Origin of the sequence: Burkholderia stagnalis (genome assembly GCF_039848545.1) — a bacterium.
In the GTDB taxonomy this organism is placed as follows: Bacteria; Pseudomonadota; Gammaproteobacteria; order Burkholderiales; family Burkholderiaceae; genus Burkholderia; species Burkholderia stagnalis.
Window position 1 is genome coordinate 536338 of sequence record NZ_CP156686.1, and the last position, 12199, is coordinate 548536.

The following is a 12199-nucleotide window of genomic DNA, read 5'->3' on the forward strand; positions in this document are numbered from 1 at the left end:
TCAGCGCTCGCGCGGCGCGGGCTGGGTGAGCGTGACGACGCGCACGCCGAGCTTCTGGCCGACCGCGATCAGGTGGCCGGTGCCGATCAGCATGCCGTTCGCGACGAGGTGGATCACGCTCTGGTTGATGCCCTGCTGCAGCTCGATCACCGCGCCCGGCTGCAGCGTGCCGAGTTCGCCGAGCGGCATCGACGTCGGCGGCAGCTCGAAGCGCAGGTCCACCGCGAGCCCGTCGAGCGGGCGCGGCGCGGCGCCCGGCGGCGCGTCGGCGACGGGCGCGGGCGAGGTTGCGGGCGGGGTGTCGGTGCGGGTCGGTTCCAAGGGCATCTCCCTGATTCGTTCGACGGTCAGCCGGTTGCCGGACGGCCGCCCGGTGATCTCCCAGGCAGGCGCGGACGGCAGCCGCGCGACGCACAGCAGGTTCTGGTCCTGCGCGCGCCAGTGCTCGATCGCGATGATGTCGCCGGCCACCACGTCGGCCAGCTCCGCCGTGGTCAGCGCGGTACGGCCGATCTCGAACACGAGCGGCACCGGCAGCGCCGCGTACGCGGCCTGCGCGTCCGGCCGCGCGGCGGGCGGTTCGGCGAAGAACACCGCGAGCGCGTCCGGCGCGTCGAACAGCAGCGCGCCGTGGCAGCGCCAGCCGCCGTCCGCGCGGCGCAGCTCGAAGCGCAGCGCGGACGGCGTCGCGCGCCACGCGGGCGGCGACGCAGGCGGCGGCAGCAGCTCGACGCGCTGGCGGGTCGCGGCCTGCAGCGCCGCGGCGAGCGGCGCGCACAGGTCGGCGAGCAGCGCCGCGCGGATCACGGCCGGCACCGCCGGGTCGGCCGCCTCGCCGAGCCATTCGGTTTCGGCGAGCGGGTCGATCCACAGCGTGCCCGTCGCGGGGCCGACGACGAAGCGGTACGCATGCGCATCGGCGGCCGGTTCGGCGTCGACGCGCCAGCGCGCGTCGTACGCGTGCTCGCCGAGCGTGAGCGGCACGGCGGCCGGCGCGCCGTACGCGTGCGACAGCCCGCGCGCGGCGGCGGCGGACAGGCGCGGCAGGTGCGGCGACGCGTCGAGCGCGGCCACCGCCCGGGGGGCGGCGGCCGGCGCGGGGGCATCAGGCGAGGCCCGATCCGCGGCGTCGCCGGCGTCGGCATTCGTCAGGGACAGCGCATGCACGGCGGGATCAGGGCGAATTCGGCGTACGGGACGTGGGTTGATCGGAGGCGGCGCAAAGTGGTGCGATGGGGTGCGCGGCGCTGCGTCGATTGTAGGGACGGGCGCGGCGGCCTGCCGTGCGGGAATCCGTAGTCGCGCGGCGGGCGGCGCGGCGGGGATGGCGGGGATTTACGAAGCGGGCGGCGGGCGCTATGCCGGAATGCTGGCGTCGCCCAGCACGACGACGTTGTCCGTCGCCTCGATCACCGTGCGGCGGTGCGTGATCGCGAGCACCGTGACGTCGCCGACGAGCAGCCGCACGTGCTCCATGATGTCGCGCTCCGTCGCTTCGTCGAGCGCCGAGCTGGCTTCGTCGAGGAACAGGAGCGCCGGATTGCCGTACAGCGCGCGGGCGATCGCGATGCGCTGGCGCTCGCCGCCGGAGAGTTTCAGGCCGCGCTCGCCGACGGTCGTGCGGAAGCCGTCCGGCAGCGCGTCGATGAACGGCAGGATCGACGCCATCATGGCGGCGTCGCGCAGGCGCTGCGCGTCGCGCGGCCGGCCGAGCAGGATGTTGTCCTCGAGGCTTTCGTTCAGCAGCACGACGTCCTGCGGCACCACCGCGATCGCGCCGTACCAGTCCGCGCGGTCGATGTCCGCGAGGTCGACGCCGTCGAAAAGGGCCGCAAAAGGGCCGCAAAAGGGCCGCGGCACGGCCGCCGGGTTGCCCGGCGGCCGGCAGTGGCGCTCAGACGAACTCGGCCGCCATTTCGCGATACGCGCCGGCGCGCACGACCGGCGCCGGCTCGTGGCGCTCGACATGCGTCATCGCCGCGCCGAACAGCACGAGGCGGTAGCCGACCGCGTAGATCGGGATGATCCGCAGGTTCTTGTCGTGGTCGAGGCGCAGCTTCGAGCGGATTCGCGAGATGTGCGTGTCGAGCGTGCGCGACGCGACGGCGAGCTCGCGGCCCCAGACCGCTTCCTGGATCGCCTGGCGTGGCACGATCTTGTTCATGTTGTCGAGCAGGAATTCGACGACGTCGAATTCGCGCGGCGTGACGTCGATGACCTGGTCGTCGATCTCGATCGTGCGGCGCACGAAGTTGATTTTTATGTTGTCGATGTACAGGTATTTGCAATCCATGGTGGCCCTCGCATGTCCGTGGCAGGAATTGTTTGCAAGGGGGGTACTGCAAATTCCGGGCCACGCCGGCGAGCGCAGGCGATGCGGCGGCGCACGACGCGCGCGAAGCCGCGCCGGTGCTGAATCTAAAAGAATTTTTAACGCGGTGCGCACAAGTGCGTGCGGCGCGACGCTGAAGGACTGTTACGTAGCATCGGCGGGGGACGTTACGGGCGTTACGTCTGACGTAACGCGAGGGTGGAGCGGCAGCGGAACCGGCGTGCCGGACGCACAGGGCGCCCGGCACGCCGCGCCGTCAGGCCTTCGCCGCATCCGCCGAATCGAACGGCAGCGCGTAGTGCCGCTTGCCCGTCGCCGCGAAGATCGCGTTCGCGACGGCCGGCCCGACCGGCGCGACGCCGGGTTCGCCGACGCCGGTCGGCGCCTCGGCCGACGGCACGATGTGCACCTCGACCTTCGGCATCTCGGCGATGCGCAGCACCTGGTAGCTGTCGAAGTTGCGCTGCTCGACCTGGCCGTCCTTCAGCGTGATCGCGCCGTGCATCACCGCGCCGAGCCCGAAGCCGATCCCGCCTTCCATCTGCGCGGCGACGATGTCCGGGTTGATCGCGATCCCGCAGTCCACCGCGCAGACGACGCGCTCCACCTTCACCTTGCCGTCCGCGCCCACCGACACCTCGGCAACCTGCGCGACGAAGCTCTTGAACGCCTCGGCCACCGCGATCCCGCGCCCGCGGCCCTTCGGCAGCGGCTTCGCCGGATCCCAGCCGGCCTTCTCGGCGGCCAGCTCCAGCACCGCGCGCATGCGCGGCTCCTTCGCGAGCAGGTCGCGGCGGAACAGGTACGGATCCTTGCCCGCCGCGTGCGCGGCCTCGTCGATGAACGCCTCGACCGCGTACGCGGTGTGCGAGCTGCCGACCACGCGCCACCACAGCACCGGCACGCCGCCCTTCACGGTGGTCAGCTCGACCGACACGTTCGGCACCGCGTACGGCAGGTTCGCCGCGCCCTCGACCGACGTCGCGTCGATCCCGTTCTTGACCATCACCGGCTCGAACGGCGTGCCGGCCAGGATCGATTGGCCGACGATGCGGTGCCGCCAGCCGACCAGCTTGCCGTCCGCGGTCAGGCCCGCGTCGAGCTTGTGGAAGTACATCGGGCGATACAGGCCGCCCGTGATGTCGTCCTCGCGCGTCCACTGCAGCTTCACCGGCTTGCCGTTCGCGCCGAGCGCCTTCGCGATCGACACGGCCTCGACCACGTAGTCCGACCACACGTTCGCGCGCCGGCCGAAGCTGCCGCCCGCGTACAGCGTGTGGATCTTCACCTGCTCGGGCTTCAGGCCCGCGACCTGCGCGGCGTTGCCCTGGTCGACCGTCTGGAACTGGTCGCCGGCCCAGATCTCGCAGCTGTCGGCGGTCAGCTTGACGACCGCGTCGAGCGGCTCCATCGGCGCATGGGCCAGGTACGGGAATTCGTACGACGCGCTGAGCTTGCGCGCCGCGCCGGCGATCGCGGCGTTCGCGTCGCCGTCCTTGCGGGCCGACGTGCCGGGCTGGCCGGCGAGCTGCCGGTATTCGCGCATGATCGCGTCCGAGCTGCGCCGTTCCGCGTGGCTGTCGTCCCATTCGACCTTCAGCGCGTCGCGACCCTGCTTCGCGGGCCAGAAGCCGGTCGCGACCACCGCGACGCCGCGCGGCACCTGCACCACCGACACGACGCCCGGCACGGCCTTCGCGGCCGTCGCGTCGAACGACTTCACCGTCGCGCCGAAGCGCGGCGGGCGCTGCAGCAGCGCGACCAGCATGCCCGGGAACGCGACGTCGAGCGTGAACTGCGCGGTGCCGTTCGTCTTCGCGGACGCATCGACGCGCGGAATCACGTGGCCGATCAGGCGGAACTCGGACGGCTGCTTCAGCGTGACCTGCGCCGGCACCGGCAGCGTCGCGGCCTGCTCGACGAGCGCGCCGTAGCTGGCCTGCTTGCCGCTCTTCGCGTGCGTGACGAAACCATCCTGGGTGGTCAGCTCGCCGGCCGGCACCTTCCAGCGGGCCGCGGCCGCCGACACGAGCATCGCGCGGGCCTTGCCGCCCGCTTCGCGCAGCTGCTGCCACGAATTGGCCATCGCCGAGCTGCCGCCCGTGCCCTGCATCGTGCCGAACGCGAGGTTCGCGTAGCGCTTCGCGTCGGCGGGCGCGCTTTCGACGCGCACGCTCGACCAGTCGGCATCCAGCTCCTCGGCGACGATCGTCGCGATGCCGGTGTACGCGCCCTGGCCCATTTCGACGTGCTTCGCGACCACGGTGACGATGCCGTCCGGCGTGATGCGCAGGAATGCGTTCGGCGCGAACTCGGCGGCGGGCGCGGTGGCGGCGAGCGCGCGGCGGCCCGTGCCGAACCATTCGAAGCCGACGGTGAGGCTGACGGCCGCGGCGGCGCCGGCGGCCTTCAGGAACGTGCGGCGCGCGGGGCGGGCCGCGTTCGGGTTGTCGTATCCGGTCGTCATGATCAGGCCTTCAGGGTAGCGGCGGCGTCGTGGATCGCGGCGCGGATGCGGGCATAGGTCGCGCAGCGGCAGATGTTGCCGTTCATCGCGGTGTCGATGTCGGCGTCGGTCGGGGCGGGGTTCTGTTCGAGCAGCGCAGTTGCGGACATGATCTGGCCGGATTGACAATAGCCGCATTGCGGCACTTGCAGCTTGACCCATGCGGCCTGCACGGCTCGCGCGGGCTTGCTCTGCAATCCTTCGATCGTGGTGATGTGCTTGCCTTCGATGCCGGCGAGCGGCAGCACGCACGAGCGCACGGCCTGGCCTTCGAGATGGACCGTGCAGGCGCCGCACTGGGCCATCCCGCAGCCGAATTTGGTGCCGGTGAGGCCGGCGTGTTCGCGGATCGCCCAGAGGACGGGCGTCGTCGGATCGACGTCGAGCGTGACGTTCTTGCCGTTGAGGACAAACGAGGTGGGCATGGCGTGTCTCTCCGTGGGGAAAACCCGGTGCAGTGCCGGGATGGCGGGATAGGCGGCAGTGTGCGCGACTGCGCGGTTTTTTCGTCTACCTGATTCTGCAAGATTCTTGAACGATCCTGCAAATCCCGGGCGCGCACGCGGCGGGCTTGCTAGGCTTGCGCGATACGGGGAAATGGACGAAACGAGGCAATCCTGATGGACATGACCGATCTTGACGCGTCGCGCGCATCCGGGCGGCGCGAACTGGCGGCGCTGATCAGCCGCTTTGCGCCGGTCGACGGCTCGCACGCGACGGCCATCCCGGCGCTGATGTTCCACAAGCACACCCGCCCGATCGACCTCGGCTGCGGCGTGTCGCGGGCCGCGATCGTGCTCGCCGCGCAGGGCGCGAAGCGGGTCGTCGTCGCCGATCAGGCGTACGAATACGATTCGCAGAATTGCCTGATTACGTCGATCGACTTGCCGATCCTGTCGCGGGTCACGAAGGCGTCGCCGGACGCGCCGTACCTGTGCATGTCGTTCGCGCTCGACCCGCAGCGGATCGTCGAGCTGGCGGCCGAGATGCGGCTGCCGGACGGCGGCGCGGGGCCGGAGGGGGAAGGGATCGCGCTGGCCGAGCTGACGCCGCCGCTGCTCGACGTCGCGCTGCGGCTGGTGCGGCTGCTCGATACGCCGGCCGACATCCCGGTGATCGCGCCGCTGATCGAGAAGGAGCTGCTGTACCGGTTGATGACGAGCGAGCAGGGCGCGCGTCTGCGGCACATGGCGGTGGCGGGGAGCCAGACGCACCGGATTTCCCGCGCGATCGAATGGATCCGCGACCACTTCGCGGAGCCGATGCGGGTGGAGACGCTCGCGCAGGTCGTCAACATGAGCGTGTCGTCGCTGCATCATCATTTCAAGCATGTGACGACGCTGAGCCCGCTGCAGTACCAGAAACAGCTGCGGCTGCACGAGGCGCGCCGGCTGCTGCTGCGGCCGGGCTGCGATGTCGGGTCGGTGGCCGCGAGCGTCGGCTATGAAAGCGCGTCGCAGTTCAGCCGCGAATACAGCCGCCTGTTCGGCGCGCCGCCGATGCGCGATGTCGTGCAGTTGCGCCGCAAGGAGTGGCTGGGCTGAAGCGGGCACGTGCGACGCGGGCCGGGGCTCAGGCGCCGATGGCGGGTTGATCCGGCCGATGGCGTGCGCGTGCGTGCGCGAGCACGAACGCATAGACGTCGTCGAGCGCCGACACGATGCGCGTGCCGTGCGGGACGCCGTCGAACGCCGCGCCCGGCCCGACGCAGATCAGCGGCTTCGCGAAGCGCGTCGCGAGGCGGATTTCGTCGAGCGTGCCGTGGCTGCCGGGCAGCGCGACGACGATATCGCTCGTCAGCACGTTCACGTAATTGCGATTCAGCGCGTCGTCCGGCGCATCGGCGTCCTTGCGCGGCAGCGGCGTCACGACCGGCAGGTCGATGAACGGATTCGGATAGCCCGCGAGCGGCGCGAAGCCGAACACCGGGTGCGCTTCGCTCGGCACGACGCCGATCGAGCGGCCGCGGCGCCCCGGCGTCGTCGCATAGGCGCGCGCGGTCGACAGCATCACGCCGCCGCCGCCGCCCGTCAGCAGGTCGAACCCCTGCGTGGCGATCCACGTGCCGAGCGGCGCCGCCAAATCCGGCCATTCGTGCTTGCCCGAGCCCATCACGCCAATGATCGTCATCGTGCCCTCCTGATTCTTGTTCGCGAATGGCGCCGAGGATAAGGGATTTTCTCCGGCAACGCGCTCAAGACAGCCCGGCGCATGCCGATAAATCGGGATGTGATCCATGCATCGCGCGCATTGCGTGCATGGCGGGCGCGATCGATAAAAAACATCCGAGGGCAACGTGGCAGAGTGCAGCAATTGCGGCAAGACCTATTTCGTCGGCGGCCGGTCGATCGACGGCCATCGCTATTGCGGCGCGACCTGCGCGCAATCGCATCCGGTGATCGTCACCGCCGAGCGCCTGTCCGCGGCCGAGGTTCACCTCTACGTCGACGACTGCCGGCATGGGCCGTGCCCGATATGCCGGCGCGAGGACGGCCCCGTGGACGTCCATGCGGCCCACCGCGTGGTGTCGCTGATCTTCGTCACGCAATGGGCGACGCGGCGCCACGTGTGCTGCCGGCGCTGCGGCCGCAGGAAGCAGGCGATCGCGATGCTCACGTCGGCCGTGTGCGGATGGTGGGGGCTGCCGTGGGGTGTCGTGCTGACGCCGATCCAGATCGCGCGCAACCTGCTCGGCTTCGCGAGGCGCGAGCCGCGTACGGCGACCGAGCAGTTCGAGCAGGTCGTAAGGCGCAAGCTGGCTGCGCATCGGTTGCGGGGTGCTGCTCGCGATTTCGCGCCGGCGTGTGAATGAGCGCGCGCGGTTAGGCAAGGCGAGCGGCAACAACGAACCCGCGAAGCGTTTAGCCGTCGCGGGTTTCTGCAGGTCGCTCGCGCTACTCGCAGGCTGCGGGATCGGCTGGCATCCCGCGCATGCTGCGGGAAATCCGGACGGTGACGCAAGCGCTCACAAGACACCCGGCCCCTCGATTTCGCCGTTCGGCATTCCGGATCAGCAGGTGGCGCGGATGAATACGAGCACGACGGTCCGCGGCTATTCGACGCGGGACGGCGCGCGGTTCTCCAGGGCGAGAACGGCACCGCGACGGTCGACGGGGACAAGGTCGAACTGAAGAGCGGCGTCGTGTACGTGAACGGCGTGTCCTACGGCGCAGTTACGCCCGTGCAAACGGTCGAATACGATGTCGCGCAGGATCGGCGCACGTTGCGGGTGGACGGGCAGGTCCGATCGCCGCTGCGCTGATCGTCAATCAAAGGGGAGGCTGCGCAGCGGGCGCAGGAATGAGCCCGTACCTGCACATGACTACCAGCAGCTTCTCGCGATCCGGCGGTCCGCCGACATTGACGATTTCCCGGTCGTCCCTGAAGTATTGCGCACCCACATCAAGATTTGGCAGGATCAGTGTCCTGGCCGGCGCTTGATGTGGATTGCTGAACGAATGGACGGCGCCCTTGGGCGTATGCATCCATTCGCCGGGCGCCAGATCCCGCACACGCCGTCGATGGAATAGCGAATGAGCCCTTCCAGCGCGTAGACGCGCTCTTCGTTGTGCGTGGGGCTATGAGGCGGTGGAACGTTTGATCCGGGGGCGACCGTCAGTTCGAAGACGCCCATGCTTCCGGTGGCGGCGCCGTCGCCATTGCTTGCTGTTGTTGGTGCCGGCTAACAATCTGGTGATGTACTGGGTCGTTGCCTTCGTCCGCTGGCCTGTTGAAGGCACCACCACCCGCACCAGTTCCGCCGCGGCTGCAGGCAATGGTCCGGAGAAATCAGGCAGGTCACTCCGTTCGAACGGCTGGTGAAACGGTTTTGCGCCCTTGAACCCGGGACTGAACGAATGGTGAAGGTCTACCGCCTTGCAGGACAGTCTGCGACGGATATCGTCCGACAATACCTGCATGTGGCGGGTAAGTGCCACAAGCTCGCTTCGCGTTTCTTGAGCAAGTCCAACAGCTTCGCTTCCTGCTCAGCTTTCGCCTCGGTCGTGATGGGCAGCACGTAATACGGGATATCGTACCGTTCCACCATCGCGCGCAATGCTTCATGGTTCGACACGACCGATGCAATCGTCATCGGCAAGCCACGTATGAGTCCGCTCGACAACCCAGCGGAATTTCCCAGACCACTGCCGTGCTTTTCCTTGGCTTGGTGATCACCGGGTTAATACCGTGCTCGCGAAGTTTCCGGCGATACGTCTCGGGTCGTACGCGAAATGGAGGCCCGGTTACAGCGTCAGTGTTCTAAAAAAGTGCGCACTGCGCGTCAAAAATCGCGCTAACCGCCAAAAATTTTGTGTAGTTACTGTTCCTAGCATGGTTCGGTCAGCATCACTACGCTTACGACCGAGTGGAGACTTCGATTTACGACGAGTTGGATGACCATGACAGAGCTGCACGATCTCACCGCGCGGGAAGTCGCCGCGCGCTATGCCGACAAAACGCTGACGCCAGTGGACTACATTGAGCATCTGCTCGCACATATCTCCCGTTGGGAGCCGCATATTAATGCGCTTTGCGCGTTTGATCCCGAGTCGGTGCGTTTCCAGGCGCAGGCTTCTGCGCGCCGCTGGGCCACGGATGCACAACTCAGCGTGATTGACGGCGTGGCGGTGACGCTAAAGGAACTGATCGCGACCGAAGGCGACCTTGTGCGGCAAGGTTCGGCTGGTTCGAGACCGCGTCGCGCGCGCGTCGATTCGCCTGTGGCGTCTCGCATGCGCGGTGCCGGGGCAGTCATTCTCGGCAAGACGACCGTGCCAGACTTCGGTATGTTGTCATCGGGGGTGTCGAGTCTGCACGGTGTGACGCGCAATCCCTGGCAACTGGCGATGAACCCTGGTGGTTCGAGTTGCGGCGCGGCGGCGGCAGCAGCGGCCGGCTACGGCCCACTGCACGTGGGCACTGACATAGGCGGCTCGGTGCGCTTGCCGGCCGGCTGGTGTGGTCTGGCCGGCTTCAAGCCATCGCAAGGGCGTGTGCCGATCGATCCGTATTACACCGGCCGCTGTGCGGGCCCGATGACTCGCACTGTCGACGATGCGGCACTCCTCATGCAATTCCTTTCGCTCCCGGATTGGCGCGATGCGACCAGTCTCGCGCCCGAGCCAATCGACTGGAAAATCGATCCCGCCGACGTGCGCGGCTTGCGCATCGGGCTGATGCTCGATGCAGGTTGCGGCCTGGAACTGGAGGCCGAGATCGAGTCGGCCGTGAGGGCGGCCGCAGACCTATTCGCCGCGCACGGCGCAGAGATCGTGGAAGTGGCGCCTGTGCTTGATCGCGCGATGCTCGATGGCCTCGACCGCTTCTGGCAAGCGCGGCTTTGGAGCGAGCTGGAGCTTCTGACCGAGGCCGAGCGGTCGCTTGTGCTGCCCTATATCGTCGAATGGGCGGGGCAAGGCGCGAATGTGTCGGGTGTGGAGGCCGTTCGCGGTTTCGACCAGACCTTCGAGATGCGCGCGATGGCGGCTCGGCTGTTCCAGCGCGTCGACTTTGTGTTGTCTCCAGTCAACCCGATAGCCGGGTATTCAGCCGAGTGGGCAAGTCCCACCAACGACCCCCGCCGCCCGTTCGAGCACATTGCATTCACGGTGCCCTGGAACATGGGAGAGCAACCAGCGCTCTCGATCAATTGCGGTTTCACAGCCAGCGGCATGCCGATCGGCTTGCAGATAGTCGGTGCGCGTTTCTCCGACCGGCGCGTACTGGAGCTCGGCAAGGCCTATGAGGACTGGCGGCCCGCTGCGCCGCCCTGGCCTGCGCTGCCCAATTTGACGTAAGCGGGGCAGCCGGACTTCGATACCGTCGATGTGGTTACGTTGGTATCTCGTTTCAGATATTTCGTATTCCTTTTCGATTTTCACCAGGACGCGCCGCTCCGTCTGCGGTTTTCTCACTCATGCGACGGTCTGGCCGTGTCTGATCTTTACGAAGGACCTGCCATGTCAGATTCAATCAAGACGGCCTATACCGGCGATGAATTCAGTCCCTTTGGCACGCACGCGGAACCCGCGCATGCACGTAATAACGTGATTGCGGTTGCGCTGGGCAATGCCGTCGAGTTTTTCGACTTCGGTACGTACGCGACTTTCGCAGTGATGATCGGCCGTACGTTTTTCCCGGCGAAAAGCCCATTCATCAGCTTATTGCTCTCGGTGTCCGTGTTCGGGCTCGGCTTCGTCGTGCGGCCGCTCGGTGCCGTGCTGATCGGCGCGTATGCGGACCGCGCAGGGCGCAAGCCGGCCATGATGCTCACGCTCGTGATGATGGCAGTGGGCACGGGGGTAATCGCAATACTGCCCGGTTACGACACGCTCGGCATCGCGGCGCCGATTCTGCTCGTGGCGACGCGTCTGGTGCAGGGGCTCGCTTGGGGAGGAGAGGCAGGGCCCGCGACGACGTACATCCTCGAGTCCGCGCCATTGGACCGCCGTGGTTCGTATGCATGCTGGCAGGTCGCAACGCAGGGTTTCGCGGCTGTCGTAGCGGGATTGATCGGCTACGGGCTCTCGGCCGCGCTGCCCGAAGCGGCGCTGAACTCGTGGGGTTGGCGTGTGCCGTTTGTGCTCGGTCTGTTAGTTCTGCCGATTGGCATCTATATCCGCCGCAAGCTCGCCGACACATTCCACAAAGATGACGCTCCGACCTCTACGGGCGAGATTCTTCAGGAACTCAATAAGTCGCATCGCCGGCCCATTGTCATTGGTCTGCTGATTTTGCTGGGCAGCACGATTACGCAGTATTTCCTCAACTACATGACGACCTTCGCATTGACCCAGCTGCATTTGCCCGGCGGCGTGGCGATGCTCGCGACGCTCGTCACCGGTATCGCGCTGGCGGTGTTTGCGGTCGCGGGTGGACGACTGTGCGATCGCTTTGGCCGACGCACCGTGCTGATATGGCCGCGCGTGGCGTTGCTCTTGCTGATCTTTCCCGCGCTGAGCCTGATCGTCTCGCATCCGACGCCGCTGGTATTCCTGAGCACCATTTCAGTTCTCTCCGCACTCCATGGAATGAGCGGTGCGGCGCTGATCGTGCTGATCGTGGAGAGCTTTCCTTCCCAGGTTCGCTCCACGGGTTTCTCGATTGTGTATGCAGTCGCGGTGTCGCTTTTCGGCGGTACCGCGCAACTGATCATCACCTGGCTAATCGGCGCGACCGGCAATCCGCTGTCCCCTGTCGCGTATCTGATTGCGGCGAACGCCATCTGCATCTGCGCTGGCTTCATGGCCGCCGAAACGAAACCGGCTCGCGCCGCCCGGTAACGATATTCATCACACACGTAAAGGCATGAACATGAAATATACGCACAGGGGGAAATTCAGGCGCGCTGGGCAACTTGT

Annotated in this window: 11 protein-coding genes and 2 pseudogenes; 4 read left to right on the forward strand and 9 right to left on the reverse strand. The window is 67.4% G+C overall.

Going from position 1 to position 12199, the window contains the following annotated elements; genetic code table 11:
* From sctQ to ABFO07_RS19260, 5 genes and pseudogenes are all read right to left on the reverse strand, one after another.
* A complete protein-coding gene (sctQ, locus tag ABFO07_RS19240) occupies positions 1 to 1167 on the reverse strand; it encodes a type III secretion system cytoplasmic ring protein SctQ (RefSeq protein ID WP_060352014.1) in 1167 nt (388 codons plus the stop codon).
* A gap of 189 nt (positions 1168 to 1356) precedes the next feature.
* Positions 1357 to 1827 (reverse strand): annotated as a pseudogene (locus tag ABFO07_RS19245) (ATP-binding cassette domain-containing protein); the annotation flags it as partial.
* Between the two features lie 67 nt (positions 1828 to 1894).
* Entirely contained in the window at positions 1895 to 2293 is a 399-nt protein-coding gene (locus ABFO07_RS19250) for a winged helix-turn-helix domain-containing protein (RefSeq protein ID WP_059563030.1), read from the reverse strand.
* Between the two features lie 295 nt (positions 2294 to 2588).
* On the reverse strand, positions 2589 to 4799 hold the full coding sequence (locus ABFO07_RS19255) for a xanthine dehydrogenase family protein molybdopterin-binding subunit (protein WP_059563029.1): 2211 nt from the start codon (positions 4797 to 4799) through the stop codon (positions 2589 to 2591).
* A 2-nt stretch (positions 4800 to 4801) separates the two neighbouring features.
* A complete protein-coding gene (locus tag ABFO07_RS19260; protein WP_059563028.1) occupies positions 4802 to 5263 on the reverse strand; it encodes a (2Fe-2S)-binding protein in 462 nt (153 codons plus the stop codon).
* A 195-nt stretch (positions 5264 to 5458) separates the two neighbouring features.
* On the opposite strand from ABFO07_RS19260, the gene ABFO07_RS19265 reads away from it, so the two are divergent.
* A complete protein-coding gene (locus ABFO07_RS19265) occupies positions 5459 to 6382 on the forward strand; it encodes an AraC family transcriptional regulator (protein WP_060288730.1) in 924 nt (307 codons plus the stop codon).
* Positions 6383 to 6410: 28 nt separating this feature from the next.
* Here the strand turns inward: ABFO07_RS19265 and ABFO07_RS19270 are convergent, their stop codons facing one another.
* Positions 6411 to 6968: a hypothetical protein gene (locus tag ABFO07_RS19270; RefSeq protein ID WP_059906510.1), complete on the reverse strand. Its 558-nt coding sequence runs from the start codon at positions 6966 to 6968 to the stop codon at positions 6411 to 6413.
* A gap of 166 nt (positions 6969 to 7134) precedes the next feature.
* Here ABFO07_RS19270 and ABFO07_RS19275 point away from each other — a divergent pair, with 166 nt between their 5' ends.
* Positions 7135 to 7650, forward strand: coding sequence for a hypothetical protein (locus tag ABFO07_RS19275; RefSeq protein WP_059880045.1), 516 nt, complete (start codon positions 7135 to 7137; stop codon positions 7648 to 7650).
* Between the two features lie 457 nt (positions 7651 to 8107).
* Here ABFO07_RS19275 and ABFO07_RS19280 read toward each other — a convergent pair whose 3' ends face one another.
* The 3 genes and pseudogenes from ABFO07_RS19280 to ABFO07_RS19285 all read right to left on the reverse strand — a co-directional run.
* On the reverse strand, positions 8108 to 8323 hold the full coding sequence (locus tag ABFO07_RS19280) for a hypothetical protein (RefSeq protein ID WP_260401578.1): 216 nt from the start codon (positions 8321 to 8323) through the stop codon (positions 8108 to 8110).
* A gap of 93 nt (positions 8324 to 8416) precedes the next feature.
* Complete coding sequence (locus ABFO07_RS34750; RefSeq protein WP_375782253.1) at positions 8417 to 8758, reverse strand: hypothetical protein; 342 nt, start codon at positions 8756 to 8758, stop codon at positions 8417 to 8419.
* Between the two features lie 177 nt (positions 8759 to 8935).
* Positions 8936 to 9047 (reverse strand): annotated as a pseudogene (locus ABFO07_RS19285) (IS5/IS1182 family transposase); the annotation flags it as partial.
* 191 nt (positions 9048 to 9238) lie between these two features.
* Here ABFO07_RS19285 and ABFO07_RS19290 point away from each other — a divergent pair.
* Positions 9239 to 10636, forward strand: coding sequence for an amidase (locus tag ABFO07_RS19290; RefSeq protein WP_059880197.1), 1398 nt, complete (start codon positions 9239 to 9241; stop codon positions 10634 to 10636).
* 162 nt (positions 10637 to 10798) lie between these two features.
* Positions 10799 to 12121, forward strand: coding sequence for an MFS transporter (locus ABFO07_RS19295; RefSeq protein ID WP_081059654.1), 1323 nt, complete (start codon positions 10799 to 10801; stop codon positions 12119 to 12121).
* Positions 12122 to 12199: the final 78 nt, after the last annotated feature.

What these genes read in the sequence shown, in the direction of transcription:
- ABFO07_RS19250 (WP_059563030.1), bottom strand. Translation starts at nt 2,293, where the DNA reads ATGGATTGCAAATACCTGTACATCGACAACATAAAAATCAACTTCGTG.
- ABFO07_RS19255 (WP_059563029.1), bottom strand. Translation starts at nt 4,799, where the DNA reads ATGACGACCGGATACGACAACCCGAACGCGGCCCGCCCCGCGCGCCGC.
- ABFO07_RS19260 (WP_059563028.1), bottom strand. Translation starts at nt 5,263, where the DNA reads ATGCCCACCTCGTTTGTCCTCAACGGCAAGAACGTCACGCTCGACGTC.
- ABFO07_RS19265 (WP_060288730.1), top strand. Translation starts at nt 5,459, where the DNA reads ATGGACATGACCGATCTTGACGCGTCGCGCGCATCCGGGCGGCGCGAA.
- ABFO07_RS19270 (WP_059906510.1), bottom strand. Translation starts at nt 6,968, where the DNA reads ATGACGATCATTGGCGTGATGGGCTCGGGCAAGCACGAATGGCCGGAT.
- ABFO07_RS19280 (WP_260401578.1), bottom strand. Translation starts at nt 8,323, where the DNA reads ATGCATACGCCCAAGGGCGCCGTCCATTCGTTCAGCAATCCACATCAA.
- ABFO07_RS34750 (WP_375782253.1), bottom strand. Translation starts at nt 8,758, where the DNA reads ATGCAGGTATTGTCGGACGATATCCGTCGCAGACTGTCCTGCAAGGCG.
- ABFO07_RS19290 (WP_059880197.1), top strand. Translation starts at nt 9,239, where the DNA reads ATGACAGAGCTGCACGATCTCACCGCGCGGGAAGTCGCCGCGCGCTAT.
- ABFO07_RS19295 (WP_081059654.1), top strand. Translation starts at nt 10,799, where the DNA reads ATGTCAGATTCAATCAAGACGGCCTATACCGGCGATGAATTCAGTCCC.